General features: G+C 65.6%; 24 protein-coding genes. 8 read left to right on the top strand and 16 right to left on the bottom strand.

What is annotated here, in order from left to right; genetic code table 11:
• Positions 1 to 27: 27 nt before the first annotated feature.
• Positions 28 to 3,111, bottom strand: a complete 3,084-nt coding sequence (locus ACZYRS_RS06385; protein ID WP_463418561.1) for an autotransporter outer membrane beta-barrel domain-containing protein — start codon at positions 3,109 to 3,111, stop codon at positions 28 to 30.
• 398 nt (positions 3,112 to 3,509) lie between these two features.
• Here ACZYRS_RS06385 and ACZYRS_RS06380 point away from each other — a divergent pair, with 398 nt between their 5' ends.
• Genes ACZYRS_RS06380 through ACZYRS_RS06365 form a run of 4 tightly spaced genes read left to right on the top strand, consistent with a single transcriptional unit; the run spans position 3,510 to position 6,437 of the window.
• A complete protein-coding gene (locus ACZYRS_RS06380) occupies positions 3,510 to 3,947 on the top strand; it encodes a JAB domain-containing protein (RefSeq protein WP_463418560.1) in 438 nt (145 codons plus the stop codon).
• A gap of 1 nt (position 3,948) precedes the next feature.
• The gene (locus ACZYRS_RS06375) at positions 3,949 to 4,530 is read left to right on the top strand and encodes a TIR domain-containing protein (protein ID WP_463418559.1); all 582 of its coding nucleotides are present in this window, start codon (positions 3,949 to 3,951) and stop codon (positions 4,528 to 4,530) included.
• Entirely contained in the window at positions 4,530 to 5,195 is a 666-nt protein-coding gene (locus ACZYRS_RS06370) for a hypothetical protein (protein ID WP_463418558.1), read from the top strand. Before ACZYRS_RS06375 ends, ACZYRS_RS06370 begins: the two co-directional genes overlap by 1 nt.
• Positions 5,196 to 5,252: 57 nt before the next feature.
• Positions 5,253 to 6,437 carry a TIR domain-containing protein gene (locus ACZYRS_RS06365; protein WP_463418557.1) on the top strand — a complete coding sequence of 395 codons (1,185 nt, stop codon included), beginning with the start codon at positions 5,253 to 5,255 and terminating at the stop codon, positions 6,435 to 6,437.
• A gap of 339 nt (positions 6,438 to 6,776) precedes the next feature.
• Here the strand turns inward: ACZYRS_RS06365 and ACZYRS_RS06360 are convergent, their stop codons facing one another.
• From ACZYRS_RS06360 to ACZYRS_RS06340, 5 genes are all read right to left on the bottom strand, one after another.
• Positions 6,777 to 7,787 (bottom strand): Bug family tripartite tricarboxylate transporter substrate binding protein, encoded by a 1,011-nt coding sequence (locus ACZYRS_RS06360; protein ID WP_198786478.1) that lies wholly within the window; start codon positions 7,785 to 7,787, stop codon positions 6,777 to 6,779.
• Positions 7,788 to 7,867: 80 nt separating this feature from the next.
• Positions 7,868 to 8,860 (bottom strand): Bug family tripartite tricarboxylate transporter substrate binding protein, encoded by a 993-nt coding sequence (locus tag ACZYRS_RS06355; RefSeq protein WP_463418556.1) that lies wholly within the window; start codon positions 8,858 to 8,860, stop codon positions 7,868 to 7,870.
• Positions 8,860 to 10,065: a 3-oxoadipyl-CoA thiolase gene (gene pcaF, locus ACZYRS_RS06350; RefSeq protein ID WP_463418555.1), complete on the bottom strand. Its 1,206-nt coding sequence runs from the start codon at positions 10,063 to 10,065 to the stop codon at positions 8,860 to 8,862. Before pcaF ends, ACZYRS_RS06355 begins: the two co-directional genes overlap by 1 nt.
• A gap of 29 nt (positions 10,066 to 10,094) precedes the next feature.
• Positions 10,095 to 10,757, bottom strand: coding sequence for a 3-oxoacid CoA-transferase subunit B (locus ACZYRS_RS06345; RefSeq protein ID WP_463418554.1), 663 nt, complete (start codon positions 10,755 to 10,757; stop codon positions 10,095 to 10,097).
• On the bottom strand, positions 10,754 to 11,455 hold the full coding sequence (locus ACZYRS_RS06340) for a 3-oxoacid CoA-transferase subunit A (protein ID WP_463418553.1): 702 nt from the start codon (positions 11,453 to 11,455) through the stop codon (positions 10,754 to 10,756). Before ACZYRS_RS06340 ends, ACZYRS_RS06345 begins: the two co-directional genes overlap by 4 nt.
• 119 nt (positions 11,456 to 11,574) lie before the next feature.
• Here ACZYRS_RS06340 and ACZYRS_RS06335 point away from each other — a divergent pair, with 119 nt between their 5' ends.
• Positions 11,575 to 12,360, top strand: coding sequence for an IclR family transcriptional regulator domain-containing protein (locus tag ACZYRS_RS06335; RefSeq protein ID WP_463418552.1), 786 nt, complete (start codon positions 11,575 to 11,577; stop codon positions 12,358 to 12,360).
• A gap of 124 nt (positions 12,361 to 12,484) precedes the next feature.
• Here ACZYRS_RS06335 and ACZYRS_RS06330 read toward each other — a convergent pair whose 3' ends face one another.
• Complete coding sequence (locus tag ACZYRS_RS06330) at positions 12,485 to 13,492, bottom strand: Bug family tripartite tricarboxylate transporter substrate binding protein (RefSeq protein ID WP_463418551.1); 1,008 nt, start codon at positions 13,490 to 13,492, stop codon at positions 12,485 to 12,487.
• A 177-nt stretch (positions 13,493 to 13,669) separates the two neighbouring features.
• Here ACZYRS_RS06330 and ACZYRS_RS06325 point away from each other — a divergent pair, with 177 nt between their 5' ends.
• Positions 13,670 to 14,170 carry a hypothetical protein gene (locus ACZYRS_RS06325; protein WP_463418550.1) on the top strand — a complete coding sequence of 167 codons (501 nt, stop codon included), beginning with the start codon at positions 13,670 to 13,672 and terminating at the stop codon, positions 14,168 to 14,170.
• On the opposite strand, the gene ACZYRS_RS06320 is transcribed toward ACZYRS_RS06325, so the two are convergent.
• The 9 genes from ACZYRS_RS06320 to ACZYRS_RS06280 all read right to left on the bottom strand — a co-directional run bounded on the left by ACZYRS_RS06320 (position 14,151) and on the right by ACZYRS_RS06280 (position 22,969).
• Positions 14,151 to 15,173, bottom strand: coding sequence for a branched-chain amino acid ABC transporter permease (locus ACZYRS_RS06320; RefSeq protein ID WP_463418549.1), 1,023 nt, complete (start codon positions 15,171 to 15,173; stop codon positions 14,151 to 14,153). The two genes, ACZYRS_RS06325 and ACZYRS_RS06320, sit on opposite strands and share 20 nt — an antisense overlap.
• A 5-nt stretch (positions 15,174 to 15,178) precedes the next feature.
• A complete protein-coding gene (locus ACZYRS_RS06315; RefSeq protein ID WP_198786485.1) occupies positions 15,179 to 16,042 on the bottom strand; it encodes a branched-chain amino acid ABC transporter permease in 864 nt (287 codons plus the stop codon).
• The gene (locus tag ACZYRS_RS06310) at positions 16,035 to 16,754 is read right to left on the bottom strand and encodes an ABC transporter ATP-binding protein (RefSeq protein ID WP_463418548.1); all 720 of its coding nucleotides are present in this window, start codon (positions 16,752 to 16,754) and stop codon (positions 16,035 to 16,037) included. The genes ACZYRS_RS06315 and ACZYRS_RS06310 overlap by 8 nt, the downstream gene beginning before the upstream one ends.
• Positions 16,751 to 17,470, bottom strand: coding sequence for an ABC transporter ATP-binding protein (locus ACZYRS_RS06305; protein WP_463418547.1), 720 nt, complete (start codon positions 17,468 to 17,470; stop codon positions 16,751 to 16,753). The genes ACZYRS_RS06310 and ACZYRS_RS06305 overlap by 4 nt, the downstream gene beginning before the upstream one ends.
• Position 17,471: 1 nt before the next feature.
• Entirely contained in the window at positions 17,472 to 18,725 is a 1,254-nt protein-coding gene (locus ACZYRS_RS06300; protein WP_463418546.1) for an ABC transporter substrate-binding protein, read from the bottom strand.
• A 66-nt stretch (positions 18,726 to 18,791) separates the two neighbouring features.
• Positions 18,792 to 20,255 carry an aldehyde dehydrogenase family protein gene (locus ACZYRS_RS06295; protein WP_463422459.1) on the bottom strand — a complete coding sequence of 488 codons (1,464 nt, stop codon included), beginning with the start codon at positions 20,253 to 20,255 and terminating at the stop codon, positions 18,792 to 18,794.
• Positions 20,256 to 20,338: 83 nt separating this feature from the next.
• Complete coding sequence (locus tag ACZYRS_RS06290; RefSeq protein ID WP_198786489.1) at positions 20,339 to 21,346, bottom strand: hydroxyquinol 1,2-dioxygenase; 1,008 nt, start codon at positions 21,344 to 21,346, stop codon at positions 20,339 to 20,341.
• A 29-nt stretch (positions 21,347 to 21,375) separates the two neighbouring features.
• Positions 21,376 to 21,888 carry a cupin domain-containing protein gene (locus tag ACZYRS_RS06285; protein ID WP_463418545.1) on the bottom strand — a complete coding sequence of 171 codons (513 nt, stop codon included), beginning with the start codon at positions 21,886 to 21,888 and terminating at the stop codon, positions 21,376 to 21,378.
• A 118-nt stretch (positions 21,889 to 22,006) separates the two neighbouring features.
• The gene (locus ACZYRS_RS06280; RefSeq protein ID WP_463418544.1) at positions 22,007 to 22,969 is read right to left on the bottom strand and encodes a LysR family transcriptional regulator; all 963 of its coding nucleotides are present in this window, start codon (positions 22,967 to 22,969) and stop codon (positions 22,007 to 22,009) included.
• Positions 22,970 to 23,167: 198 nt separating this feature from the next.
• On the opposite strand from ACZYRS_RS06280, the gene ACZYRS_RS06275 reads away from it, so the two are divergent.
• Both ACZYRS_RS06275 and ACZYRS_RS06270 read left to right on the top strand, forming a co-directional pair.
• Positions 23,168 to 24,271, top strand: coding sequence for a nuclear transport factor 2 family protein (locus ACZYRS_RS06275; RefSeq protein WP_463418543.1), 1,104 nt, complete (start codon positions 23,168 to 23,170; stop codon positions 24,269 to 24,271).
• Complete coding sequence (locus tag ACZYRS_RS06270; protein WP_463418542.1) at positions 24,238 to 25,749, top strand: L,D-transpeptidase family protein; 1,512 nt, start codon at positions 24,238 to 24,240, stop codon at positions 25,747 to 25,749. Before ACZYRS_RS06275 ends, ACZYRS_RS06270 begins: the two co-directional genes overlap by 34 nt.
• Positions 25,750 to 26,072 lie beyond the last annotated feature (323 nt).

Below are 26,072 nucleotides of genomic sequence, written 5' to 3'. Positions count from 1 at the left end.
GATCATGCGATCACGCAGTCAAGGCCATCACCACCGCACCTTGAACCCCACGCTCGCATTCACCCCGCTCTTCACGCGCGAATCGCCGCTCGAGCTCCACAGCTTGCCCAGCTCCGCATACACGCCCACGTTCTCGCTCACCTGCAGCGTGCCGCCCACCGCGAGTTCGGTGCTGGTGCCGCCGGTGCGCGTGGAGATGTCCGCAAAGCCTGCCGGGCCGATGAAGCGCGCGACGTCGGTGCCGCGGTTGCCGCGGTACACGTTGGCGCGCACATAGGGCTGCAGCACGCCGGCGCCGGTGGCGATCTGGCCCTTCACGCGCACGCCGGCGCGCACCAGCGTGCCGTTCTGGCTGTCCTGCTGCACGATCGCGCCGGGGATGCCCACGTCGCCCAGCCGCACGCGCTGGTGCACCAGCTGCAGCTGCGGCTCGATGGTCCAGTTCTGCGCGATGGCGAACGACTGCCCCACCTCGATCGACGCCAGCGTGCTGTTGCCCTTGCCGCCGCTGGAAATGCCCAACGTGGGCGATGCGGTGTAGCGATGGCGCCCCGCCTGCAGCACGCCGTCGACGTACAGGCCGCTGTTGTTCTTCCAGGTGGCGTAGCCGCCGACGTATTCGCTCTTCTGGTCGGTCTTGCCGACCGAGAGGTTCGCCAGGCCGCTGGCGAAGCCGTTCACGCGCATGTCGCCGTCGAGCTGGCCGACGTACACGCCCACGCGCCAGTTCGGGTCGGCCCACACGTCGGTGCCGGCCTGGAAGCCCGTCAAGCGGCCCTTGCTTGTGGGGCTCACCGTGCCGCCCTGCGAGATGGTGCGGTCGGTGCTGATGATGCGGCCCCAGGCCTGGCGATAGCCCTGCGTGGGTGATGCCGTGTTGGGGCCGGCGACCAGGTCGTCGCCCGTGCGCTGGTGCATGTTGCCCAGCATCGCGAGGCTGGCCTGGCGCAGCTGCTCGGGCAGCGCGGCGTAGAGCGGCACTTCGGCGCGGTAGGTGGGCACGGGCACACCGCCCACGCCGGTACCTGTTCCGGTGCCGGTGCCCGTTCCCGTGCCCCCACCGCCACCAGGTGGCGTGACGGGCGCGGCGGTCGAGCGCAGGTACCAGTTCTCGCCCGCGCCGGTGGCGTCGGCCGCGTACAGCCGGTACTCGTAGGCGCCCGCATCGACATGCGCGCCGGCCAGCGCGAACGCGCTCTTGGTGGTCTGCGCGGTGGTGGTCGCGCCGTTGATGGCGCTGATCACCTCGATGCCGTTGCCGGTGGTGAGTGCGCCCAGGCCGCCCAGATTGGTGATCTGCACATTCGTCGTGCCGCTCGCGACGGCGGTGGGGCCGCTCAGGATGAGCCGGTCGCTCGCGCTCGCGCTGCCGCCCAGCGCGGTGCCCAGCCGCAGCGTGCCGCCGTTGCCCACCCACGGGCCGTTCACGGTGAGCGTGGTGCCGGGCACCGTGCCCACCAGCGACACCGTGCCGCTGTTGGCCATCGACGCGATGGTCTGGCTGTTGCCGGCCATGTCCAGCGTCGCGCCCGAGGCCACGGTGAAGGCGCTCGCGGCGCTGAGGACGTTGGCCGCGCCGGCGCGCAGGGTACCCACTGCGACATTGGTACCGCCTGTGTGCGTGTCGGCACCGCCGAGCGCGAGCACGCCCGCGCCGGCCTTCACGAGATCGCTGGCGCCGGAGATCGCGCCGGTCCACGCGAGGTCGTTCCCGTTGGTGTCGATGGTGCCCGTGCCGCCCAGCAGCAGCGCGTTGTTGACGGTGAGGCCAGCGGCGCCCGCGATGACGCTCGCGGTCGCACCCGCGCCGATCGAAATCGCGCCCGTCATCGACGAGCCTGTATTCAGCGTGAGGCTGTTCGCACCGCCCGTGAACGCGACCGCCGCGGCGCGCGTTGCGCCATCGCCGCCGAGGCCGCCCGAGATGGCGCCGCCGTTGACGATGGCCAGGTTCGCCCCCGTCACGCCCGCGCCGCCCACGCCGTTGGCGCCGGCCGGTCCGCCGCTGCTGTTGGCGCCGCCTGCGCCACCCGCGCCGCCGGTGATCGAACCGGTGTTGTTGATGCTCGCGCCCGCGCCGGTCGATGCGAGGCCCGCGCCGCCATCGCCGCCAGCGCCCGGCGAACCGGTGCCGCCTGCGCCGCCGCCCGCCGCACCGCCCGCGCCCCCGGCGCCGCCCGTGATCGCGCTGCTGTTGCCGAAGGTGACCGCCACGCCCGCGAGCGTCGCGCCGATGCCGCCCGCGCCGCCGCCACCGCCCGAGGCATTGGCACGCGCCCCCGGCAGTTCGGCCCCGCCCGCGCCGCCCGCACCGCCCGCGATGGGACCGGTGCTGTTCACGGTGAGCCCGGGGTTGGTCGAGTTCAGATAGAACCCGCCGCCCCCGCTGCCGCCCCCGCCGCCCTGCGAGAACGCGTTGCCGCCCTGCCCGCCCGCGCCGCCTGTGGAAGAACCCGTGGCCGTGTAGTTGCCGAGCGGGCCGTTGAGGATCGAGCCGTACCCGCCCGCGCCGCCGCCGCCGGCCGCCCAGTAGCCGTCGCCGCCCGCGCCACCGGCGCCACCGGTGTAGCTGTCGGCCGAGTTGGAAATGTTGTTGCCAATCGACGCGCCCTGGAAGCCCCCGCCCCCGCCGCCGCCGTAGCCGTCGCCCAGGCCCGGCCCGCCGGTCTGCGCCTGGCCCGCGCCGCCCGCGTCGCCCTGGAACGCGCCCGGCCCGGCCGGCGTGCTCGCCGCGCCGGCCGCGCCGCCATTGCCCGGCGTGGCGCCGCCGAAGCCGCCGGTGGTGGCGTTGGCCCCGGCCGTGACGCCGCCCGGCGTCGACGCCCCGCCCGCGCCGCCGAACGCGCCGATCGTGCTGTCGTTGAGCCCGCCGCTGCCCCCGGCGCCATCGCTGCCGCCCGCGCCGCCGTTCAGCGTCGTTTCGCCGACCGGCACGCCGCCCGCGCCGCCGGCGGCGAGCACCGGCACGACGCACACCAGCAGCGCCGCCGCCGCTGCCACGGCGCGCACGCCGCCCGTGCTGGACGAGCGCGAAGGGCCGCGCGAGATTTCCGGCGCGGCCACCCAGGTGGCCAGCGCGGGATTCCAAAGGGTCCGGAAGATTTTGTTCATGGCTTCAACGTGTTTTGCGGTCATTGATCGGGCCAGGCGCCCGAATGCAGCAGCAATTGCTTGCTCCTCCCTCCGCGCGCCGTTGATTTCTCGCTTGCAAGTGAAAAATGTAAGTACGCGTACCGGTTACGCATATACCCGGGCGGGAGTACCCCAAATGCGCCGGATTTTTGTGGCGTGGTACCGCTTTGCCTCTCGGGCGGGAGGGTTTGAGTCGGGGTACCTATCACCGGCGTCAGGAAGTAACAAGTGCTTCTGCGGGCTTGCAGTCACACACGTGTGAAAGAAGCGGACGGCGCCCTGCGGCGAACGGGTCGCGGCTGGGTGCGGCGGGGTGCGTGCATCACAATCCTGCGCACTATCAAATGCGCGGGCACCGCTCGACGGAGGAACGGAAGATGGCTTATCTGAAAGAACTCAAGGTCACGTTCACGAGGAAGCGCGTGGACGACGACCTGCTGAACAAACCCGTCGAGAGCCCCGGACAGGTGTTCGCGCTGTTCAAGGACATGCAGGACGAGACCAAGGAGAAGGTCGTCGTGCTGCATTTGAATCCGCAGTTGGAGATTCTTTCTTATGAACTCGCTGCGATCGGGACGGGGACGCAGACGTTAATGGACCCGGTGGAGTTGTATCGCAACGCGATGCTTGCGCGGGCGCACTCATTGATCGTGGTGCACAACCATCCTTCGGGGACTTGCAAGGCTTCTCAGGCGGATATTGAAATTGCGGAGCGCTTGGTAGAGGTCGGGAAACTGCTGGGCATGCCTTTGCAGGACTTCATCATTATCGGAGAAGGTGAATATTCCAGCTTTAGAGCCGAGGGCCGGTTTTAAAATGAGTTACCCAAAAAATTTACTCGCATCCCTTTTGCCTCCGCCAAAGCGAAGGTGTTTTATCTCGTATCACCATGCCGATGAATGGGAAGTTAGAAGTTTCATTGCTAGATTTTCTGACGACGCGAATATTTTCACTCATCGGGCTTTAGGGATCGATCTAGAACCAGACATTATCAATAGCACAAGCACTGATTACGTCATGCGCCGAATTCGAGAGCAATATTTGGCTGGCACATCCATAACCTTAGTAATGCTCGGCCGGCAAACTTGGGGGCGGCGATATGTTGACTGGGAAATAGCCGCGTCACTTCGATCTTCTTTTAACGGCCCTGCAAACGGCCTGCTTGGAATCCGGCTGCCGTCCTTCAATCCATTGAGCGATCTCTACCCAAGCAGATTCAACGACAATTTAATTCCGTTTGGATCGCAGGAAACCAATTGCTATGCTCGATGGATCGACTATCCAAGTCACACAACAATGCTTCACACGGCAATTGAGCAAGCAGCTTGGAGACGAAACAATCAAAGCCACTTGATCAATAATTCCGCACCTCGATTTATTTACAATAAAGCGCAATAATGAACTCATCAGCTGCGCTCGCGCCCGAGCCCAACCGGCTAATCGAATTTTTTGTCGTCGCCCCGCTAGAAGTTCACTTCTCAATAAGTACCCCAATCACGGTTGGGATAATTATTTTAGTCTTTGCAGTACTTTTCTGGCAGTGGTTCAGGCATCGCTCTTATTTTAGAAAATTCGAGATTGATCAGGCCGAAGTGGGATTTGGCACTAATAAGTTTAAACTTACCTTAAACGAAGTTGATCGACAAATTGCCTACAAGATATGGGTGGAATTGAGTACGAGAAAAATTGGACTCCCCATTGACTTAGATCACGATGTGATTTCCGAGATTTACGACTCATGGCACACATTTTTTACCGTCACAAGAGAGTTGATTAAGGATGTTCCGGTAGCCAAATTCAGGCGCAAAGGCACAGAGCAAATCATTGGAATGTCAATAGGGGTGCTAAATGACGGGCTTCGACCACATCTTACAAAATGGCAAGCTCGTTTCAGAAGGTGGTACGAGCAAAAGACTGTTCACATCGATTTCGGTGAGCAGTCACCCCAAGAAATCCAATCGCAATTTCCTAAATACGATGAACTCAGTCATGACCTTTTGACTGTGAATCAGCGCCTGATGGCCTATAGGAAGCGCATGTACGAGCTAGTCATTTCCAAATGAATAAGCTTTGACATCTCCCAAACTTGATGCACTTAAATTGCAGCAGCAATCAATAAGATGAGCGACGATAAAAATGATTCGGTTTTCATTAGCTATGCCACCGCTGATCGTGAGCGCGTTCAGCCTTACTATGATTGGCTGAAACTAAAAGGACTTGAAGTGTGGATGGACTGTCACTCTATCAAGCCTGGGCAAAACTGGGATTTCGAAATCAAAAGAGCACTAGATAAATCCGCCTTGGTCGTATTGTTTGTTTCAACAAACTCGTATAACCGCCGAGGCTATGTGCAAAGAGAAATAAAAATCGCGCTGGATAAATTGTCGGAAAAGCTAATCGACGACATTTATATTGTGCCCGTTCTTTTGGACGAAATAGAGGTCCCTCCTGAACTCGAGTCAATTCAATGCATCTCTCATGCTGACAGCGAATGCAAAGAAAAGGTATTCGACTCACTATTTCATCAGCTTACTCGACTAGGCCTAGAGGTCAAACAAAAGCAACAAGAACAAGATTTGTATTGGAACTCAAGCGTATTTCGAGAGAGTTGGGAAGGATTGCCGGGATATGAGATAGAAATTCAATTTCTAACATTTAACTCAAAAACATATCCAAATGCTAAGCAAATTGGGGAATACTTGCGCGGCCGCTTTCTCTCTCGCATATTTCTCCACCGTGCAGACAAGCTTTCGCAAGTGCCAGCTCTATATAACTATGGGCAGGACAAATTTCATCGAACGAATACATACGACGCTCACTGCGGCGAGCCCAGCATTAAAGGTCGAATCGCAACGGTTCAATATGCCGTCCATTGGTATGGCGCCGGAGCCGCGCACCCAAACCTTCATTTCGAGACGTTTTCCTTCTTACTGGAACCTTTGATTCAAATAGAATCGTTGCAAGAAATCCTTCTGGATGCCGACGAGGGGCTGCGAGTAATTCAAGACGAAGCAAGAGATCAACTCTACGCAGCGATGACCGATGCGACAACTAAAGAATCGCACGCCGGCTTCGACAAAGACTGGGTGGATTCAGGAACTGCAAAATGGGATGATTTTTCCGCCTTTGTATTTAGCGAAGAAAAGATAGACCTTTTGTTCCGCCCATACCAAGTGGCGTCTTATGCCGAAGGCGCGCATTTTGCAGAGATAAGGTATGAGAAACTTGTCAAACTTATAAGGCCAGAATTTATAAGCGCACTTGGGATCGACTATTTAAAATATAAAAGTCAACGCGAGAGCTAAACGAGTTGGGATATGCAGCAACGCTTCTCTTATCCCGCAAAGAGCCTGTACTAAAAGAGAAGGACCAACGCCATTCGTTAATTCAGCGAAGCGTTCACGTTTTTAAGGCACTTGTCATCCACGTCGAAATTGAGAGGTGGAAGCGCAACTCGTTGGTACTGCCATTGCCGGCACGCCTCCATCAGCGAGCGGTGGCGACTGGAAGATATTGCCGCCGACGCGGATCGATATTGACGTCGGTCAGCAGCCTTCGATCGCGAACAGTTCGGCGGTGTTCAAGAAGGCTTGGCGGCCACTCCGCGCGGCGTACGGAGCAGCAAGCCGGGCTTCAGGCAGCAATCAATCCAACGAAACATTCGCCTTCTTGATCACATCCCCAAACCGCTTCGTCTCACTCGCCACGAACTGATCGAACTGCGGCCGCGTCGTCGGAAACGGCTCGTACCCAAAGCTCTTGAACTTCTCCAGCACGTCCGGTTCCGCCAGGCCCTTCTCGATGTCGCGCTTGATCTTCTCGGTCACCGAGGCGGGCAGGCCCTTGGGCACGGCAATGGCGTTCCAGCCGATCACCTCGAAGCCCTTGGGGCCGCCCGATTCGGCGACGGTCGGCACGTCGGGGAACGCAGCGTTGCGCTGGGGCGCGGCCACGGCCAAAAAGCGCAGCTTGTTCGCGCGCTGCAGCGGGCCGGCGGTGGCGCTGCTGCCCAGCGCAAAGGCCAGCTCGCCGGTCGCGACGGACGTGTAGAGCTGCGTGGTTTCCTTGTAGATGATGTGTTCCATCTGCGTGCCGGTGGCCGACTCGAAGAGTTCCGAGCCCAGGTGCACGGGGTTGCCGACGGACCACGAGCCGTAGTCCAGCTTGCCGGGGTTGGCCTTGGCGTCGGCGATGAGGTCGCCCACGGTCTTGTACTTGCTGTTGGTGGCGACGGTGAAGAAGAAGTAGGTCTTGAAGAGCGGCAGCAGCGTGTCGAAGTCCTTGGCGCTGTCGTAGGGCAGCTTCTTGAAGAGCGCGGGGTACGCGGCCAGGTGCACGTTGTCGAGCACGATGATGTCGTGGCCGTCCTTGGCGCCGCGCTTGAAGGCGTCGATGGCGATGAAGCCGTTGCCGCCCGGGCGGTTTTCCACCACCACCGGCTGGCCCCAGGCGCGCGAGAGCTTGTCGGCCACCAGGCGCGCAACGCCGTCGGGGCCGCCGCCGACCGGGAACGGCGTGATGATGCGCACGGGCTTGGTGGGGAATGTTGCCTGTGCGGCCTGCGCCGATGCGGTGACGGGCGCGAGCGCGGCGGTGGCCAGCGCGAGTGCGGCGGCCACGCCAATGGCGCGTCGCGTTGTGTTCGACTTCTTCATCCTCTGATCCTCTTCTTTCGGTTCTCTTGGTTTGAAACTTCTCTCAGGCGGTTCTTGTGCCCGCCCGATTCGGGCTGCGGTTACTCCACCACCGCGCCCGAGCTCTTGACGATCGCCGCCCACATCGCGCTTTCCCGCGCGATGAGCGCCGCGTACTCGGCGGGTCCGCCGAGCAAGGGCACGGCGCCCTCCACATCGAGGCGCGACTGGAATTCCTTTTCTCCCGCCACCTTCAGCATCTGCGCCGCGAGCTCTTTCACGAACGCATCGGGCGTGCCGCGCGGCGCGAGGATGCCGTAGGTGAGCGTGCTCTCGAAGCCCGCGAGTTCGCGCAGGCTGGCCGCAGCTTCGGCCACGGTGGGCACGTCGGGCAGCGTGGGCAGGCGCTTGTCGCCAGTGACGGCAATCGCGCGCAGCCGCCCGCCCTTCACCAGCGCGAGCGCGGGCGGGATGACGCTGAACATCATCTGCACCTGCCCGCCCGCCAAGTCGGTGAGCGCGGGGTTGGTGCCCTTGTAGGGAACGTGATTGAGCCTGGTGCCGGTGCGTTGCGCGAAGAGCTCGCCACTCAGGTGGCCGCCGGTGCCGCTGCCGCTGGATGCGTAGTCGAGCATGCCGGGCCGCGCCTTCGCCTCGGCCACGAGGTCGGCCACGCTGCGCACCTTCGATGCGGCGGGCACCACGAGCACGAGCGCCGATGACGCGAACATCGCGACGGGCACGAGGTCCTTGCGCGCATCGAACTTCAGGCCCTTGTAGAGCGCGGGGTTGATCGACACGGTGCCCGTGTGGCCCAGCAACAGCGTGCTGCCGTCGGGCGCGCTGCGCACGACCTGCTCGGTGCCGAGGTTGCCGCCCGCGCCGGGCTTGTTGTCGACGATGACGCCGGACTTGCGCAGCTCGCCCAGGCCCTTGGCCATCTGGCGCGCGAACACGTCGTTGCCGCCGCCGGCCGCGAAGGGCACGACGATGCGGATCGGCTTGGCATCGCTCTGCTGCGCGTAAGCGGGCAAGCCCGCTGCTGCGACCAGCCCGAGCAGCAGCTCGCGCCGCGCGAGGCCGACCCTCGCCATCAGACGCGTTCCAGGATCACGGCAATGCCCTGCCCCACGCCGATGCACATCGTGCACAGCGCGTAGCGGCCGCCGCCCTTGTGCAGCTGGTTCACCGCGGTGGTGGCCAGGCGCGCGCCACTCGCGCCGAGCGGGTGGCCCAGCGCAATGGCGCCGCCGTTGATGTTCACGCGCGCGTCGTCGTCCTTCAGGCCCAGCAGGCGCAGCACCGCGAGGCCTTGCGCCGCGAAGGCTTCGTTCAGTTCGATGACGTCGATCTGGTCGATGGTGAGGCCGGTGAGCGCCAGCACCTTCTGCGTGGCGGGCGCCGGGCCGATGCCCATGATGCGTGGCGCAACGCCGGCGGTGGCCATGCCGACCACGCGGGCGCGGGGCGTGAGGCCATGCTTTGCTGCGCTGGCTTCGTCGGCCAGCAGCAGCGCGCAGGCGCCGTCGTTCACGCCACTGGCATTGCCCGCGGTCACGGTGCCGTCGGGGCGCACGATGGGCTTGAGCTTGGCCAGCGCCTCCAGCGTGGTGTCACGCGGGTGCTCGTCCTTGTCGACGATGAGGGCGTCGCCCTTTTTCTGGGGCACGGTAACGGGCACGATCTCGGCATCGAAGAAGCCGGACTTCTGCGAGGCCACGGCGCGCAGCTGCGAGTTGAGCGCCATCAGGTCTTGCGCCTCGCGCTCGATCTTGTAGTCGGTGGCCACGTTCTCGGCGGTCTCGGGCATCGAGTCGACGCCGTACTGCGCCTTCATGAGCTTGTTGACGAAGCGCCAGCCGATGGTGGTGTCGTACACCGCGTTGTTGCGGCTGAAGGCGCTCTCCGCCTTGGGCATGACGAAGGGGGCGCGGCTCATGCTCTCGACGCCGCCGGCGATCATGAGGCCCGCTTCGCCGGCGCGGATGGCGCGGGCTGCCGTGCCGACCGCATCGAGGCCCGAACCGCACAGGCGGTTGATGGTCGCGCCGCCGAGTTCGAGCGGCAGGCCCGCGAGCAGCGCCGACATGCGCGCGACGTTGCGGTTGTCTTCGCCGGCCTGGTTGGCGCAGCCGTAGAGCACGTCGCTCACGGCCTGCCAGTCGACGTTCTTGTTGCGTTCCATCAGCGCGCGCAGGGGCACTGCGCCCAGGTCGTCGGTGCGCACGCTGCTGAGCGAGCCGCCGTAGCGGCCGAAGGGGGTGCGAACGGCGTCGCAGATGAAGGCTTGGTTGGTCATGTGGTCTGTCTCTTGATTGGTTGAACGGGTCAGGCAGCGATCGGCAAGCCGACGAGCTTCTCGAGTTCTTCGCGGCTGAGGCCTTCGACGAGGTCGACGAGCTTCAGGCCCTGCGGCGTGCATTCGAGCGTGGCGAGGTCGGAGTACACGCGCTTGACGCACCCGATGCCGGTCAGCGGATAGGTGCATGCCTGCACCAGCTTGCTCGTGCCCTGCTTGGTGAGCAAATCCATCATCACCCACGTCTGCTTGGCGCCGATGGCCAGGTCCATCGCGCCGCCGACGGCGGGAATGGCGTCTTTCTCGCCGGTGTGCCAGTTCGCCAGATCGCCGGTGGCCGAGACCTGGAACGCGCCGAGCACGCAGATGTCGAGGTGGCCGCCGCGCATCATCGCGAAGCTGTCGGCGTGGTGAAAGAACGAGCCGCCCGGCAGCAGCGTGACGGGCTGCTTGCCGGCGTTGATGAGGTCGTAGTCTTCTTCGCCGGCCTCGGGCGCGGGGCCCATGCCGAGGATGCCGTTCTCGCTTTGCAGGATGACCTCGCGGCCCGCAGGCAGGTGGTTGGCCACGAGCGTGGGCTGGCCGATGCCCAGGTTGACGACGGCGCCGTCGAAGATGTCCTGCGCGACGCGGGCGGCGAGCTGGTCCTTGGTGCGGCGTGTGTAGGTGGTGGTCGGGGTGGTCATGTTCATGCTGCCTTCTTGAAACCGCCGGCTTGCGTCGCCACGCGTTCGATGCGCACCACCTGGTGCACGAAGATGCCCGGGGTCACGACGGTCTCGGGGTCCAGGGTGCCGAGCTCGGCGATGTCGTGCACGGTGGCCACCGTTTTCTTCGAGGCCATGGCCATCACCGGGCCGAAGTTGCGCGCGGCCTTGCGATAGACCAGGTTGCCCCAGCGGTCGCCGCGCTCGGCCTTGATGAGCGCCACGTCGCCGTGGATGGGGTACTCCAGCACATACTGCTTGCCGTCGATCTCGCGCGTTTCGCGGTTGCCCGCGAGCTCGGTGCCGTAGCCGGTCGGGCAGAAGAAGGCGCCGATGCCCGCGCCCGCTGCGCGGATGCGTTCGGCGAGGTTGCCCTGCGGCACGAGTTCGAGCTCGATCTTGCCGCTGCGGTAGAGGCCATCGAACACCTGGCTGTCGGCCTGGCGCGGAAAGCTGCAGATGATCTTGCGCACACGCCCGGCCTTGAGCAGCGCCGCGAGACCGGTCTCGCCGTTGCCCGCGTTGTTGTTGACGACGGTGAGGTCACGGGCGCCCTGCTCGACGAGGCCGTCGATGAGTTCGCCGGGAATGCCGGCGGTGCCGAAACCGCCGATGAGAACCGTGGCGCCGTCGGGGATGCCCGCGAGGGCATCGGCGACCGAGCGCGCGATCTTGTTGATCATGAAGCTTGTCTCCGGGTGGATCGAAAAAGGAACGGAAGGGGGATCGAAAGAGGTCGACTCAAAATGTTCGCATACAGAACATTTGTTCGTATAATGAATTCTAGAGAGAATCGCCCCCCATGACAACCATCACGAAACCACCTGAAACACCCGCCCCCGGCGACAGCTACGTGCAGTCGTTCGCGCGCGGCCTGCAGGTGATCCGCTCGTTCAGCGAGAGCGCGCCGCGCCAGACGCTGAGCGAAGTCGCCGCGGGCAGCGGCCTCACGCGGGCGGGCGCGCGGCGCATCCTGCTCACGCTGCAGACGCTGGGCTATGTGGTGACCGACGGCAAGCTCTTCACGCTCACGCCGCGCATCCTGGATCTCGGGTTCGCGTACCTCTCGTCGATGCCGATCTGGAACCGCGCCGAGCCGGTGATGGAGGCGCTGGTGCAAGAGGTGCAGGAGTCGTGCTCGGCCGCGGTGCTCGATGCGACGGACATCGTCTACGTGCTGCGCGTGCCGACGAAAAAGATCATGCACATCAGCCTGGGCGTGGGCTCGCGGCTGCCGGCGTATTGCACGTCGTTAGGCCGGCTGCTCCTGGCCGATCTTGAAGATGACGAGGTGCGCGCGCGGCTCGAAGCCTCGAGCATCGAGGCGCTCACCAAGCACACGGTGACCGACATCGACGCGCTCATGGCCAAGGTCGCGCAGGCGCGCAGGCAACAGTGGTGTCTCGTGAACCAGGAGCTCGAAGAGGGCCTCATCTCGGTGGCCGCGCCCATCGTCAACAAGCAGGGCCGCATGGTGGCCGCGCTCAACATCAGCGGGCAGGCGAACCGCACGAGCGCCAAGGTGATGCAGGAGACGATGCTGCCGGCGCTGATCGATGCGGCCAGGCAGGTGTCGCGGCTGCTCTAGGCAACTCGCGCACAGCGGCCCAAGGCCGGAAACACCGAGGAACCGGCTTCGCCGGGCCTCAGGTTTTGCCCCCGGCAGGGGGTAGGCGAAGCGGACACGAAGTGCCGCGCAGCCTGGGGGCGAATCAAGCCTCCGAGTGGATGCCCTTCATGATGATCACGCCGCCCAGGCGCGCCGTGTCCGCGCGCATGCGGCGGGCCAGCGCCTCGGGCGTGCCGGGCTGCGCCTGCCAGCCGGTCTTCAAAAGCGCCTGCGCCACGTCGGGCAGGCTGGTCACTTCGGCCAGCGCCGCGCTGAGCTTGGCGACGGCGTTCTTGTTCATGCCCGCGGGTGCGGCCAATGCGGTCCAGATTTCGAGGTCAGCGCCGCGCACGTCGGCATCGCGGATGGTGGGCAGTTCGCCCGCGAGCGGGCTGCGCTCGGGCGAGGTGACGCCGATCGCCTTGAGCTTGCCGGACTTCAGGTGCGGCAGCGCCAGGCCCGGCGGCAGCAGCGCCAGCTGGATCTCGCCGGCGAGCAGGCCGGCGATGACCTGCGGGTTGCCGGTGTAGGGCTTGTGCTGCGCGGTGATGGCGGCGCGGCTCTTGAGGAGTTCCATGCCCAGGTGTCCCACGGTGCCCACGCCCGGCGTGCCGTACTTGCCGCCGGTGCCGAGGTTCCGCGCCCACAGCAGCAGGTCGGCCGGCGTCTTGCCGGTCGCATTGCCCGAGACCGCGAGCACCAGCGGCGCGGTGCCGACCATGCCGACGGGCGCGAAGTCTTTCTCGGGGTCGAACGGGATCGCGGGGTTGAGCAGCTTGGCGATGGTGAGGTTGCCGTTGATCAGCGCGCCGATGGTGTGGTCGTCGGTCGCCTTGGCCACCTGGTCGGCCACGAGGTTGCCGCTCGCGCCGGGCTTGTTCTCGACCGTGACCGGCTGGCGCAGGATCTTCGAAAGCGGCTCGGCGATGGCGCGGGCCGCGAGGTCTGGCGAGGCGCCGGCGGGAAAGCCCACGAGGATGCGCACGGGCTTGGTGGGCCATGCGGCTTCGGCGGCCGCCGGCTTTTGCTGGGACCAGGCGCTGGGCGCGAAAAGGGAAGTGGCAACGGCCGCGGCGCCACCTTCGAGCAAGCGGCGTTTGGTGATCATCAAGGGAGACTCCAGAGCGATGAAAGAAGTGATGAAATGTCACCACATTGTTTCAAACGTTACAGGATCGTGCTGCGCCGCGCAAGTCCGAAGGAGGTTCACGCGGGGCCTTTAGCATCCGCGCGATCGTGCGCCGCAGGTGGCGTTGCGGCGCAGTCACCAGAGGGAATTTCAGCACCGATGATCGAATTTTTTCACACCAAGGATCGCCTTCGTTTTCTGTTGTTCGTGTGCGCCATCGCGGCGCCGATCCTGCTCGTCGCGGCCTGGGTCGTGAGCAGCATGGAGGCGTCGTCCGCCGCCAAGGGCGAGCCCAACGACAAGGGCGGGCTGCACTACCGCATCCAGGAAAAAAGCGGCGCGAGCGAACTGCCGCCCGCGCTGGCGGCGCTGGTCGCGGTGCCGCCGAACACCGCGATGACCGACGTGAGCGTCGACACCGACGGCGCGGGCCGCGTGACGAGCGCGGCGATCAAGGCCTTCAGCACCGACGACTTCAAGGCGGTCGCGGCTTTCCACAAGCCCACGTTCGCGCCGGTGACCACCGACAGCTCGGCGTCGCTGGAGGGCGTGCGCGACGGCTACGAGATCCGCATCTCGCACGAGAAGAACTACTTCGACAACGATCCGTACAAGGACCGCACGAAGATCGAGTACACGATCAACCCCGCGAAGAAGTAGCCCCGGCCGGCGCGCGCAGCAGCCGGCGCTGCGTCGGAAAAAGCGACCAGCCCCAGCGCTGCTGCGCGTAGCCCCAGAGGCCCTGCTTGAAGAACAGCGTGACGACGATCGCCAGGAGCCCCAGGCCCAGCAGGTACCACGTGCCGTAGTCGCTCAGGAACTTGTTGAGCGCCCAGAAGATGAGCGCGCCCACCAGCGGCCCCTCGATGCGCCCGATGCCGCCGATGACCACCATGAAGATGGCGAAGGCCGTCCAGTTGACGCTGAAGGCCGCATCGGGGCTGATGCGCAGGTTGCCCACGAAATAGAGCGCGCCCGCCAGGCCCGCGCCGAAGGCCGCGACCACGTACACCGCGAGCTTCATGCGTGCGACCGGAACGCCCTGCGACTCGGCCGCCACTTCGTTGTCGCGAATCGCCAGCAGCGCGAGCCCGCGCTTGCTGCGCAGGAACAGGTACACGAGCGCGATGGCCGCGACCACGCAGGCCAGCGCCATCCAGTAGGTGGTGCGCTCGCGCGTGGCCTTCTCGATGCCGCGCAGCGCGGTGAGCGTGGTGCCCGAGCCGCCGCCCACCACCGACACATTGGCGAAGCTCAGGCGGAACACTTCGGCGATGACCCAGGTGCCGATCGCGAAGTACCCGCCCGACAGGCGGAACGCGACGAACGACACCGGCACCGCGATGAGCCCCGCGGCCAGCGCGCCCAACGGGATCGCGACGAACGGATTGACGCCCGCGAAGTTGCCCAGCATCAGCATCACGTAGCCGCCGAAGCCGAAGAAGGCCTGCTGCCCGATGCTCACCATGCCGCCGTAGCCGGCGAGCAGGTTCCACATCATCGCGAAGATGAAGTAGCAGGCGATCTCGACGAACTCGCGCATCCAGCTCGACTCGCCCCAGAACGGCAGGCTCGCGGCGATGAGCACGAGCGCGATGCCGGCGATGAGCGCGGCGCGGCTCGCGGCGGTGGCGCGCTCGACGTCGATGAGGGGTGGGGGCATGGTGGTCATCCACGTGTCTTTGGAAAAAGGCCTTGCGGCCGCAGCACCAGCACGACCAGGAACACGATGTGCCCGAACCAGATGCCCCAGCCTGGATCGAGCCTGAAGCCGATCTGCTGCGTGATGCCGAGGATCATCGCGCCCGCGAGCGTGCCCCAGAACGAGCCCATGCCGCCGATGATCACGGCCTCGAAGGCGAAGAGCAGCAGCAGCGGGCCGTCCGAGGGCGACACGGTCGTGCGCATGCCCTGCAGCGCGCCCGCGACGGCGATCAGCACGAAGGCGATGGCGGTCGCGAAGGCGTAGACCTTCTTCGCATCGAGCCCCATGAGCTCGGCGATCTCGCGGTCGTCGGACACGGCGCGAAACGACCGGCCGAGCGCCGTGCGCGCGAAGAGCCATTGCAGCGCGCCGGTCGCGACGACCGCGATGGCCAGCACGATCAGCGGCAGCACGCCCAGCGAGAGCGAATCGCCGAGCGCCACGCCCTGCGTGTTGAGCCCGTTCGTCTCGATGGCGCGCGGGTCGGCCGAGAACAGTTCGAGCAGCAGGTTCTGGATGACGATCGACAGGCCGAAGGTGACGACCAGCGAAGGCAGCGGGTCTTTGCCCAGCGTGCCGTTGAGCACGTAGCGCTGCAGCGCATAGCCGAATGCGAAGGCGATGGGCAGCACCGCGAGCGCGACGAGCCAGGGCACCGCATCGCCTGTCAATGAAACGCCCGCGATCACAGCGAACGCGCCCAGGATGATGAAGTCGCCCTGCGCCGTGTTGGTGAGCCGCATGACGCCGAACATCAGCGACTGGCCGAGCGCGAACAATGTGTAGAGGCCGCCGAGCAGCACGCCCTGAACCAGGGTTTCAAGCATGGGCCGCCTCCATGCCGAAGTAGGCCTGCGAGATCTGCTCGCGCGTGAGGTCGGCGGACCTGCCTTCGAGCGACACGCGGCCCTCCTGGAAGCAGTAGATGCGCTGCGACACCTGGCGCGCCATCGTCACGTCCTGCTCGACGATGACCACTGTCATGCCCTCGCCCGTGATGGTCGGCATGGCCGCGTAGATCTCGCGGATGACGATGGGCGCGAGACCGAGCGAGAGCTCGTCGCACAGCAGCACTTCGGGGTTGCTCATGAGCGCGCGCCCGAGCGCGACCATCTGCTGCTGGCCGCCCGAGAGCGAGGTGCCGGGGTGATGGCGCTTCTCGGCGAGGATGGGGAACAGGGCGTAGAGGCGCTGCAGGTTCCATGGGCCCTTGCGGTTGGCGGTGGCGCCCATGAGGAGGTTCTCTTCGACGCTGAGGCTGGGGAAGAGGCGGCGGCCCTCGGGGACCATCGCGAGGCCGCGGCGGACGATCTCGCCGGGCGGCAATCCGCCGATGGGTTCGCCTTTGAAATGGATCGCTTCGCGAGGCGCGCGAACGAGGCCCGTGAGGCTCTTGAGGAACGTCGACTTGCCCGCACCGTTGGCGCCGATGATGGCGACGAGTTCGCCGGCGGCGAGCGCGAAGTCGATGCCGAAGAGCGCTTGTGCGTCGCCGTAGAAGGCCTTGAGGCCGTGCGCCGTGAGCAGCGGCGCGCTCATGCTTCCATCCCCATGTACACCCGCCGCACTTCCGGATCGTTCATCACCGCGCGCGGCTCGCCCTCGGCCAGCTTCTGCCCGAAGTTGATGACGAACAGCCGGTCCGCGAGCGACAGCAGCGCATGCACCACGTGCTCGATCCAGATCATCGTCACGCCGCGCGCCTTGATGCGCTTGAGCTCATCGACCAGCACCGCGGCCTCGGGCTCGGTGAGGCCGCCCGCGATCTCGTCGAGCAGCAGCAGTTGCGGCTTCGTCGCGAGCGCGCGTGCGAGCTCGAGGCGCTTTCGGTCCAGCAGCGTGAGGCCGCCCGCGGGCTTGTTCGCATGCGCCATCAGGCCCGTCTGCTCGAGCACTTCATGTGCGGTGCGCCATGCCTCGCGCTCCGTTTGCTGCCCGCCGAAGCACGCCGCCGTCACGAGGTTCTCGAACACGCTCATGTTCCCGAACGGCTGCGGCACCTGGTAGCTGCGGCCGATGCCCGCGTGGCAGCGCTGGTGGGGCTTGAGCCGCGTCACGTCGCGGCCCGCGTATTCCACGCGCCCCGCATCGACGCGCACATCGCCCGAGATCAGGTTGAACAGCGTGGTCTTGCCCGCGCCGTTCGGCCCGAGGATGCCCAGCGTCTCGCCCTCGGTCACCGCGAGCGAGATGTCGTCGGTGACCTTGAGCGCGCCATAGGCCTTGCTCACGGCATGCAGTGCCAGCAGCGCCATGTCAGAGCAGCCGCAGCGTGCCGCCGGTCGGAATGCCCTTGGCCGCCTCGTTGTTCACGATGGTGAGCTCGACCTTGTACTTCTTGCCCTTGCCCCACTGGCCGAGCACGAGCGGCGTCTTGCTGACATTCTTGAACGGGCCCTGCCCGCCCCACTTCACCGGGCCGACCACCGAATCGATCGAGGTCGATGCGACGGCATCGCGCACGTCGCCCGCCTTGAGCGACTTCGCGAGCGACAGCGCATTGGCCGCCACCTCGAAGAGCGCATGCGCGAAGCCGATGGGCTGCGTCCACTGCTTCTTCGCACCGGCTTCATAAGCTTCGGCGAGGGCCTTCGCGCTCTGCTTCGTGAGGCTCGATGTGAACGGATGCGACGGGCTCCACCACACCTCGGTCGAGAGGCCATCGCCCAGGTCGCCGAGCGCCTCGATCGCGCCGGGGAACAAGAGCGCCTTGCCCAGCGTGATGACCTTCGGCTTGAAGCCCTGCTGCCGCGCCTGCGTGAGGAAGGTCTTGGCATCGGGCGGAATCACGACACCCGTCACGATCTCCACGCCCTCTTTCTTGAACGCGGCGATCTGCGCGCTGAAGTCCTGCGTGCCGTTCTGGAAGCGGCCGGGGTCGGTGAGCGTGAAGCCCATCTGCGCGAGCGGCTTGGGAAAGCCCAGCTCCTTGTCGCCCCACGCATTGCCGTCGCCATCGTTCGGAAACAGGCCGCCGACCTTCTTGTTGGTGGCGAGCGTCTTCCAGCCGTTGGTGTAGTTGGCAATGACGTCTTCGAGCCCCCAGAACACGTGGTACGTCCAGTTGAAGCCCTTGGCCGGATCGCCCTTGCGCCCGAAGAACCACGGTTGCCATGGCACCACGCTGGAGATGCACGGCACCTCGTTGAGCTCGCAGGCATCGCTCACCGGGTTGGCGGTTTCGGGCGTGCCGGCGGTGAGCACGAGCGCGACCTTCTCCTTCAGGATCAGGTCGTTGGCCACTTCGCCCGCGCGGTTGGGGTTGGACTGGCTGTCCTTCAGCACGATCTGCACCGCGTACTTTTTTCCGCCGACGCTGATGCCGTCCTTGAACGCGGTCTTCATCTGCTCGATGACCCATTTGTCGGCCTCGCCGAAGGGCGCGAGCGGGCCGGTCTGCGGCGAGACGTAGCCGATCTTGAGCGTGTCGGCCGCGAACACCAGGGGTGCCGCGCCCGAGGCCACGAGCGCGGCGGTGGCCTGCGTGAATTGCCTGCGATTGAATGTCATGGTTGTCTCCGTCTCTTGTATGTATGGGGTTGCCGCGGGGTCCGGGAGGTTTGGGGGGTAGGGACGTCAGCGCGCGAAGTGCGGCGGTATCTGCGCGTCGACGTTCACCCACACGCTTTTCACCTGCGTGTATTCGCGCATCGCATCGAACCCCATCTCGCGGCCGTAGCCGCTCTGGCCGACGCCGCCGAAGGGCGAGCCGGGGTTCACGCGCTTGTAGCTGTTGATCCAGACCATGCCGGCGTGCAGGTCGCGCGCGACCTTGTGGGCGCGCTGCAGGTTGTTCGTCCACAGGCCGCTGCCCAGGCCGTAGTCGGTGCCGTTGGCGATCTGCATCGCCTCTTCGTCGTTCCTGAAGGTGAGCACGGTGACGAAGGGGCCGAAGACTTCTTCCTGCGCGACGCGGTCCTTGTACGACTTCGCGCGCATCACGGTGGGCTCGACGTAGCAGCCCTTCGCAAGATCGCCGCCGGGCGACTTGCCGCCCGCGAGCAGTTCGCCGCCCTCGCCTTGCGCGACCTCGACGTAGCTCAACACGCGCTCGCGGTGCTGCGCGCTGGTGAGCGGGCCCATCTCGGTGTTGTCGTCGAGCGGGTTGCCGAGGCGGATGGATTTCGCGAGCGGAATGAACTGCTCGAGAAACGCATCGGCGATCTTCTCGTGCAGCATGAGCCGCGAGCCCGCGATGCAGGCCTGCCCCTGGTTGTGGAAGATGGCCCACGCGCTGCCGTTGACGGCGGCCTGCAGGTTCGCGTCTTCGAACACGATGTTGGGGCCCTTGCCGCCGAGCTCCAGCTGCACCTTCTTCAGGTTGCCCGCGCTGGCCTGCACGATGCGCCGGCCGGTCGCGGTGCTGCCGGTGAAGGCGATCTTGGCGATTTCCGGGTGCTCGGCGATGTACTGGCCCGCGACGCTCCCCAGGCCCGGCAGCATGTTGACCACGCCGGGCGGCAGGCCCGCCTCGGCCATCAGCTCGGCGATGCGGAGCGACGAGAGCGGCGTGATCTCGGCCGGCTTCATCACGATGCAGTTGCCGGCCGCGAGCGCGGGCGCCATCTTCCAGCTGGTGAACATCAGCGGGAAGTTCCACGGCACCACCTGGCCGACGATGCCCACGGGCTCGCGCAGCGTGTAGTTGAGAAAGCCCTCTTCGACCGGAATGGTCTCGCCCTGGAACTTGTCGGCCATGCCGCCGAAGTAGCGAAAGCACGCGGCGGTGCGCGGCACATCGAGACGGCGCGAATCGCGGATCGGGTGGCCGGTGTCCAGCGATTCGAGGCGCGCGAGCTCTTCGCCGTTGGCCTCGATGAGGTCGGCGAGTTTCAGCAGGATGCGGCCGCGGTCGGCGGCGGCCATGCGGCTCCATTTGGGGAACGCGCGCTTTGCTGCGGCAACGGCCTTGTCGACGTCGGCCTTGCCCGCGAGCGCGACATTCACGATGGGCGTGTTGTCGTGCGGGTTGAGCGTGGCGAGGGTCTCGCCGGATTCGGCGTCGACGAAGCGGCCGTCGATGAAGAGCTGGTGGCGGATGGACGAAGCAGGCATGAGTTTCCTCTCCCTCCCCGCGCGGGGAGAGTTGGATGGGGGGCGTTCGGCAGGAAGAAAGGAGCCGGTCAGAACTGGACCGGAATCTCCGGGCTCTCGCCCTTCTGGATCTCGTACACGAGGCTCGGCGAGCCGTTCTCCCACACGAGCAGCATCGAGCGCTTGGGGCTGAAGCCCTGGTGGCGGCAGTAGGCGGGCATGGCGGCCATGTCGCCGGCCTTCATGATCACGCGGGCCATGGGCTTGCCGGTGTTCTTGTCGCCGCAGTCCCAATGGATCTCGTCGGTCATCTGGAAGAACCACTCGACGCGGTCGTTGCCGTGGATGATCGGCAGGATGTGCTCCTCGGTCGTCGGGCACATGTAGCTGTGCTTGACCACCGAGGTGAAGCTCGGGTTCCAGGTGACCTGCGAACGGCTCAAAAAGCCGAAGAGGTTGAAGGCGTGCACCTCGTTCTCGAAGCCGGGTTCGGGGTGCAGCGCGGGCTCGCCCTGCGGCACGTCGGCGAAGGCGCGGTTGATGGGCGCGCCGCGCGCGTCGCTGCGCAGGTCGAGGTCGCCCTTCAGGCCCACGCAGCGCTTGGCCAGCTCGCGCGCCCTCGTGATCTTGGCGGTGTTGTTGCCGCTCTTGCGGCCGTAGGGCGAGCCGGTTTCCTGCGGCGCGCTGAAGGGGTCGAAGGCCTCGTTGGTCCAGTCGTCCAGCATCGCTTCGAAGGTGGCGCGGATCTGCGCGGTCGGAAAGTTCTCCAGCAGGTCGATGCCCGCGTCCTTCATCGTGCCGTTGAAGCTGCCGGCGTACAGGTCGACCGAGTCGTAGTGGTTGACGGTGCCGAACACGTCGTCGAAATTCACCCAGCCGTAGAAGAAGCCCCAGGCCACGTCGCGCATCAGCGCGCGCAGGTAGTTGCCGGCGTCCAGCGTGTGGCTCATGGGCCGGCCGTCGCGGGTCTTCCAGCCGATGTGCACGAAATATTCGTCGCGGCGAAAGCGGAAGCTGCCGAGCGAAAAGTCCTTGTAGCCGAGCGTGGCGTCGGGCTGCGATGCGATCACGCGGGCGAGTTCTGCGGGGGCGTTCATGGTGTGTGGCTCCTGGGTGCGTGCTGCGTTCAATGCGATTGGCAGATGTCGGCCCACTTCTCTACCGAGAGATCGCCCTTGCAACTCTGCAGGACGATCACGCCCGGCTCGCCGGCGGTGCGGAACTGGTAGGCGGTGTTCTTCGGCAAGAGGCCCTGGTGGCCGCGCGAGAGCTTCATCCAACCCATCTTCTTGCCCTGCGGTTCGCCCTTCACGAGCACGGCGCCGTTCTTCTCCTTGTCGGCGACGGCCTGGCTCGCATCGAGCTGTACGAGGTGCACTTCGACCTGGCCGTCCATCACCAGCGCGAACTCGTCGTGCGCGCAGGTGAACCAGGGCGAGGTGCCTTCGGCGCGCAGCGTCTCGAGCACGTAGATCTGGTTCTGGCCGAAGACGACCTTCTCGTAGGGTTGGCTGATGCTGGCGATCTCGAAGCAATTGGAGAACGCGTAGTGGCGCACGTCGTCGTCGATCGGCTCGACGTGGCCCTTCTCGAAATGCTTGAGCGAGCCGAAGCGTGTCTGGTAGGTGGTGGCTGTCATGGCGGTCGTCTCCTGTGGTGGACGAACTCTAGGAGCCATGCGGCCGCACCGGTAGGGACCAGTTTGGAAGAGGATTATTCGGAGTCTCCGAACAATCGGCCGGGTTTACCCGGGAACGCTATCCACTGGATCGGCTGAATTCGATGAGCTCCGCCGGAATCATTCCGCGCTCGATCAGCGGCGCGTCCCAAGGCGGCACGCGCGTGAATCGCGTGGCGATGTGCTCGATGAAAAGCCGCAGCTTCAGCGCATTGCGCGAGGTGCCCGCATACACCGCGCTCAGCGAGAACGACGAGAGCTGGTGCTCCGCCAGCACCACGCGCAACTCGCCACTCGCAATGGCATCGCCCGCCACCAGCGTCGGCAGGCAGACGATGCCCGCGTGCTCCAGCGCGTATTCGCGCAGCAGGTGAACGCTGTTCGTGAGCAGCGCCGCGGCGAGGTAGATGGTGATCTGCTCGCCCTTGTGGTGAAAGGTCCAGCGGTCGCGCGTGGGGTAACCGGAGTACAGGCCCAGCTTGTGGCGGTGCAGCTCGCGCGGCGTGGCGGGCGTGCCGTGTGCCTCGAGGTACGCGGGCGTGGCGCAGAGCAATCGGCGCACCGGGAAGAGCGGCCGCGACACCAGCTCCTGCGAGGCCGCGGGAAAGATCTGCAACGCGCAATCGACGCCGGCCTTGACCGGATCGACCACCGCATCGCTCACGATCAGCTCCAGGTGGATGTCGGGGTAGGTGGTGTGGAACTCGTGCAGCAGCGAGGCGAAGCGGCCGAGCACCATGCCGGTCAGCGCATGGACGCGCAGCGTGCCCGAGGGCGTGCCGCGCGCATCGCGCATCTGGTCGACGATGTCGTTGGCGCGGCCGACCAGCTCGGTGCAGTCGCGCAGGAACGCCTGGCCCATGTCGCTGAGTCGGACCACCCGCGTGCTGCGGTGGAACAGCGGCGCGCCGAGGAACTCCTCCAGCTGCTTCACGCGCGTGGTGACCACCGAATTGGCCACCCGCAGCTGGCGCGCGGCCTCCGCGAAGCTCTGGGTCTGCGCGACGCGAACGAAGGTTTCGATGCTTTGGAGGCGGTCCACGGCGGCACTGTACTGCGCGGGCCTGCTTTTTGCGTCCGGCAGCGGGGCGCCCGGCACCCCATGGGGGAAAGCCCGGGGCCGGGCCGTTGCGGGCAAGACGAAAGACCGTCATCCCTGTGTCTGAAGGTTAACTGGCCCACTTACAATCCTTGCCGCCAACCCGCTGCGTTATCCACCCCCTACGAGGTCTTGTCCGCAATGCCCAAGAGCCACCGGCCTCGCGCCCGCTTTCCTTTTTCTCCCACCGTGCGCGCACTGCTGCTGGCCGTCGCCGCCTGCGGCGTGGCGCTCCCGGCACTGGCCGCGGTCGAGCATGAGGACGTCGACCGCCTCATGCAGGCCGGCAAGCTGGACGAGGCGATGACGAAGGCCGACGCATTCCTGAAGGACAAGCCGCGCGATCCGCAGATGCGCTTCCTGAAGGGCGTGATCCAGCTGGACACCGGCAAGCGCGCCGAGGCGATCGCCGCCTTCACCCAGCTCACGCTGGACGCGCCCGAACTGCCCGAGCCGTACAACAACCTCGCGGTGATCTACGCGAGCCAGAACCAGTTCGACAAGGCCCGCGGCGCGCTGGAAAGCGCCATTCGCACCAACCCGAGCTACGCCACCGCCCAGGAAAACCTGGGCGACGTGTATGCGCGGCTCGCGAGCCAGGCCTACAGCAAGGCGCTGCAGCTGGACCAGAACAACACCGCGGTGCAGCCCAAGCTGGCCGTGATCCGCACGCTCTTCACGCCGACGCCGCCGGGCGCCAAGCCCACGGTGCTGGTCGCCGCGGCCGCGCCGGAGCGTCCCGCACCCGCGGCCAAGGCACCGCCAGCACCTGCGCCGACGCCCGCCCCCGCGCCCGCGCCCGCACCGGCCGCCAAGGTGGCCGCCGCGCCCGCACCTGTCGCCGCACCGGCCAAGGCGCCCGAAGCCACACCGGCTCCCGCATCGGCCCCTGCCGCCGCACCGGCCGCCACCGCCGAGATCGAAACCGCCGTTCGCGGCTGGGCCTCGGCCTGGGCCGGGCAGGACATGGATCGCTACCTGGCCGCCTACGGCCCCGACTTCACCCCCGGCGGCGGCCAGAGCCGCAAGGCCTGGGAAGAAGACCGGCGCGCGCGCATCGTGGGCAAGTCCAGCATCAGCGTGAACATCGAGAACCTCGTGATCAAGGTCGACGGCCAGAACGCCACGGCCAAGTTCCGCCAGATCTATCGCGCGGACAGCCTCAATATTTCGAGCCGCAAGACGCTGGACCTGCAGCGCTCGGGCAACCAATGGCACATTCGCAAGGAAAGCGTCGGCGGCTAGTGACAGACATCGTCCGGCGCGGCCGGCTTCAGAATCCTCCGTTCCCGCGCCGCGGGAACCTGCTGGCAGTGCTGATGACCGCGTCGGCGCTGATGCTGACGGCGCCCGGCGCTGCCTTCGCATCGAACAAGCCAGGCAGCGCAAAGACCAGCAGCAGCACCAAGGCCAGCAAGAGTGCCGACAAGGCCGCCGGCAATCGCCGCGCTGCGCATGCGGCGGGCAGCCGGTCTTCCGCCAAGGAAGCCAGGGGCAGTAAGTCGGTGCAGGCCAAGGGCAAGAAGGCATCGCTGGCGGAGACGCGGACCGCTTCCGCCGCAACCGCCGCCAAACCCAGCCGCAGGTCCGCGCCCGCCGCCTCCATCCAGGAAGCCGGCAGCGCCGAAGCCCGGCTGATTTCCGTCTACGAAATGTTCGGCCGCGGCCAGGCCCGCCCCGCGCTGGCCAAGGCGCGCGACCTGGTGCGGGACTATCCGAACTTCCAGCTCGCGCAACTCGTCTACGGCGACCTGCTCGCGGCACAGGTGCCGCCCACCAATTCTCTCCCGGACAACGCCAGCATCGCGCGCCTGCGCGGCAACCCGGCCATGTCCGAGCTGCACGAGGAATCGCGCCGCCGCCTGCAGGCCCTGCGCGAGCGCCCGCCCGCGGGCACCGTGCCCTCGCAGTTCCTGTCGCTCTCCACGCGCAGCCGCTACGCCATCGCGGTAGACGCCTCGCGCTCGCGCCTTTACCTGCTGGAGAACTCCGACAAGGGGTTGAAGCTGGTGGCCGACTACTACATCTCGGTGGGCAAGTCGGGCACCGACAAGGTCACCGAGGGCGATGCGCGCACGCCGCTGGGCGTGTACTACATCACCAGCAGCCTCGATCCGAAGTCGCTGAAGGACTTCTACGGCGCGGGCGCCCTGCCCATCAACTACCCGAACCCGTACGACGTGCGGCGCGGCAAGACCGGCGGCGGCATCTGGCTGCACGGCACGCCGCCCCAGCAGTTCGCGCGGGCGCCGCTGGCGAGCGACGGCTGCGTGGTCATGGCCAACCCCGACCTGAAGCAGCTGCTGCGCAAGGTGCAGATCGGCGCCACGCCGGTGGTCACCGCGCGCAGCCTGCAATGGATATCGCCGCCGCAGGCCGAAAAAGAAGCTCAGACATTTACCAGCGCAATTACCGCCTGGAAAGATACAAGAGCCAGCGGAAATGAAGCGCAATTGAAGAAATTCTATTTGCCGGATTTCCAGCGCAATAGCAAAAAATCGACCGAAGGTATTTCGGTGCTCCACGACGAAGTGGAATATGCACAAGGTAAACGCGTGCAGTTCAAGGACATGTCGTACCTGCACTGGCGCGACGGCGACGACACCATGGTCGCCACCTTCGGAGAGGTTTTCGAAGGCGAGAAGAGCGGACGCACCCGGCGCCAGTACTGGCTGCGGCAGGGTACCGAGTGGAAGCTCTTCCACGAAGAAATCCTTGGCTGAACCTGAGTTCAGGCCCTCTCGGTGACGAGGGCACCCCCCGAATCTGTGATTTTTTGCGCATGCGCAGCGCCTATTTTGGGTGTTACAACTCGCCTTTCCGGACCCCGTGCTACGTAACACGTAACACGTTTGTTCCCGTAACACCCCCCTTCCGCGCGTTCCCGACCCCGTAACGCCCCCTCCCATCTTCATGGGAGGCCGGGGCCGGTTTACAGAGGGAAAAATACGTCTCTCGATTGTTAACCAACCTGACCAGGATCGTTCTGGACTGGGTGGCAGGAGGCTGGCCGCCATCCTGCTACGTACTTCTCCAGTATCACACG

The organism is Variovorax sp. AC194, assembly GCF_979257995.1.
This window is presented reverse-complemented; position numbering and strand designations above follow the sequence as displayed.

Bases quoted from the DNA above. Each gene is read 5' to 3' on its own strand.
- ACZYRS_RS06385 (WP_463418561.1), bottom strand. From the start codon at position 3,111: ATGAACAAAATCTTCCGGACCCTTTGGAATCCCGCGCTGGCCACCTGG.
- ACZYRS_RS06380 (WP_463418560.1), top strand. From the start codon at position 3,510: ATGGCTTATCTGAAAGAACTCAAGGTCACGTTCACGAGGAAGCGCGTG.
- ACZYRS_RS06375 (WP_463418559.1), top strand. From the start codon at position 3,949: ATGAGTTACCCAAAAAATTTACTCGCATCCCTTTTGCCTCCGCCAAAG.
- ACZYRS_RS06370 (WP_463418558.1), top strand. From the start codon at position 4,530: ATGAACTCATCAGCTGCGCTCGCGCCCGAGCCCAACCGGCTAATCGAA.
- ACZYRS_RS06365 (WP_463418557.1), top strand. From the start codon at position 5,253: ATGAGCGACGATAAAAATGATTCGGTTTTCATTAGCTATGCCACCGCT.
- ACZYRS_RS06360 (WP_198786478.1), bottom strand. From the start codon at position 7,787: ATGAAGAAGTCGAACACAACGCGACGCGCCATTGGCGTGGCCGCCGCA.
- ACZYRS_RS06355 (WP_463418556.1), bottom strand. From the start codon at position 8,860: ATGGCGAGGGTCGGCCTCGCGCGGCGCGAGCTGCTGCTCGGGCTGGTC.
- pcaF (WP_463418555.1), bottom strand. From the start codon at position 10,065: ATGACCAACCAAGCCTTCATCTGCGACGCCGTTCGCACCCCCTTCGGC.
- ACZYRS_RS06345 (WP_463418554.1), bottom strand. From the start codon at position 10,757: ATGAACATGACCACCCCGACCACCACCTACACACGCCGCACCAAGGAC.
- ACZYRS_RS06340 (WP_463418553.1), bottom strand. From the start codon at position 11,455: ATGATCAACAAGATCGCGCGCTCGGTCGCCGATGCCCTCGCGGGCATC.
- ACZYRS_RS06335 (WP_463418552.1), top strand. From the start codon at position 11,575: ATGACAACCATCACGAAACCACCTGAAACACCCGCCCCCGGCGACAGC.
- ACZYRS_RS06325 (WP_463418550.1), top strand. From the start codon at position 13,670: ATGATCGAATTTTTTCACACCAAGGATCGCCTTCGTTTTCTGTTGTTC.
- ACZYRS_RS06320 (WP_463418549.1), bottom strand. From the start codon at position 15,173: ATGCCCCCACCCCTCATCGACGTCGAGCGCGCCACCGCCGCGAGCCGC.
- ACZYRS_RS06315 (WP_198786485.1), bottom strand. From the start codon at position 16,042: ATGCTTGAAACCCTGGTTCAGGGCGTGCTGCTCGGCGGCCTCTACACA.
- ACZYRS_RS06310 (WP_463418548.1), bottom strand. From the start codon at position 16,754: ATGAGCGCGCCGCTGCTCACGGCGCACGGCCTCAAGGCCTTCTACGGC.
- ACZYRS_RS06305 (WP_463418547.1), bottom strand. From the start codon at position 17,470: ATGGCGCTGCTGGCACTGCATGCCGTGAGCAAGGCCTATGGCGCGCTC.
- ACZYRS_RS06300 (WP_463418546.1), bottom strand. From the start codon at position 18,725: ATGACATTCAATCGCAGGCAATTCACGCAGGCCACCGCCGCGCTCGTG.
- ACZYRS_RS06290 (WP_198786489.1), bottom strand. From the start codon at position 21,346: ATGAACGCCCCCGCAGAACTCGCCCGCGTGATCGCATCGCAGCCCGAC.
- ACZYRS_RS06285 (WP_463418545.1), bottom strand. From the start codon at position 21,888: ATGACAGCCACCACCTACCAGACACGCTTCGGCTCGCTCAAGCATTTC.
- ACZYRS_RS06275 (WP_463418543.1), top strand. From the start codon at position 23,168: ATGCCCAAGAGCCACCGGCCTCGCGCCCGCTTTCCTTTTTCTCCCACC.
- ACZYRS_RS06270 (WP_463418542.1), top strand. From the start codon at position 24,238: ATGGCACATTCGCAAGGAAAGCGTCGGCGGCTAGTGACAGACATCGTC.